General features: G+C 34.5%; 1 protein-coding gene and 1 pseudogene. Both read right to left on the bottom strand.

Annotation, left to right across the window (positions count from 1 at the left end; genetic code table 11):
- On the bottom strand, positions 1-1,278 hold a 1,278-nt coding region (locus tag AC1DJR_RS29370; protein ID WP_477004185.1), incomplete at its 3' end, for an FtsX-like permease family protein.
- A gap of 16 nt (positions 1,279-1,294) precedes the next feature.
- A pseudogene (locus AC1DJR_RS29365) lies at positions 1,295-1,542 on the bottom strand (bacitracin ABC transporter ATP-binding protein); the annotation flags it as partial.

Here is a 1,542-nt window from a genome sequence, read left to right as displayed (position 1 = left end):
ATTAGGGTGTACATAACCGGGTTGAATCGTTCTTAATGCAGTATCCCACTCCTTAGGAATTACATTATCCGATTTCTCCTGACTAAAACTCGAAATAGCACCTACTGATAACTCTCCAGAAACTCGTTTGAATTTACCAAGATCTTTCTTTTCTTTAGCACCTTTTAAGTCTTGTACTAAAGGACGATTTTTCTCTAAATCTTCTTTTAAATAATACACATATTTATCATCTGTTTTGTAACGATATTCACTTTCCTCTTTAAATGTAATACCATCTAAAATTTCCTTTTCTGCTGCGGTTGGATTATGAATCGCTACATCATAAATCATCAAACGATCTACAGTAAGCATGACGTTATTTTTAAAAGCCATACCGCCTGAAATTGCACCCGCTCCAAGTGCAATTAACATCGTTACTGTCGCTAGTACCTTTGTTAAGCTATTAATACGGAAATTTAATTGTGCAAATGTAAAGGCATTAAGTCCTTTTTCACTACGCTTTTTATTGCCTTTTAGTTTGTTAATGATAAGTGGTAGGAACGTTCCAAATAACAGGTAAGTTCCTGATGTCACGGTAATTAACGCAATAATAATTCCCTTCTGTTCTAATTCATTCATGTAAATCATCGAAGCATAACCAATTGCTAATAATACAATTCCAAGAACTGCGACTATTACTGTCATCTTCCCTTTAAACACAACACGTTCTGTTTGTGCATCCGCATGTACAAGTTGTAATACTGAAATACGTGATAATTTAATACTATTCATAATGGCAGATAAGACAAATAGTACAAAGAAGAACAAACAAGTAACAGTCAGTGATGGAACATAAAATGCCTGATAACCGCCTGAAGTAAATTCAAGTTGCTTCATAAGTAACTGCCCAATTCCTTGCGCAAGTCCTACACCAACTGCAATTCCAATAATAAGAGATACGATTCCAATAATAATTGTTTCAATAAACATAAGTAGTGTAATCTTATGTTTTTTTGCTCCTAACATCATATACATACCAAATTCTTTTTGACGAAGTGATAGTAAGAAAGAATTCGCATACAAAATGTAGAAGAATGTGATGATCGCTAGTAGTACCGTACCAGCCTGGAAGACGAATACAATATGACCAATAGTAGAATTCGCTTTAAGAAACGCTTCATTAAGTCCCAGCGTTTGAAACATGTAAAAAATTGAAATTGATATGACAAGACCAACAAGTAAGACGATATAATCTTTCAGCTTACTTGTTAGTCYTGACATGGAAAGCTTAAATAACATGCTTGAACCTCCTTTCTTATGCTTTTTGTGTACCTAAATCTGCAAGCACATCTAAAATTTCTTTATAGAACTTTTCACGCGTACCAGTGCGGTGAATTTCTTTATATAATTCGCCATCTTGAATGAATAAAATACGTTGGCAATAACTTGCACTAAACGGATCATGTGTAACCATCATAATGGAAACACCTTGTGCTTCATTTAGATTTGTCATCGCCTCTAAAAGACTCGTTGCGTTTTTAGAATCAAGTGACCCTGTTGGCT

This window comes from Bacillus sp. 05T31 (genome assembly GCF_056396725.1).
Note: the sequence above shows the minus strand (reverse complement) of the source record. Positions and strands in the feature narration are given on the sequence as shown.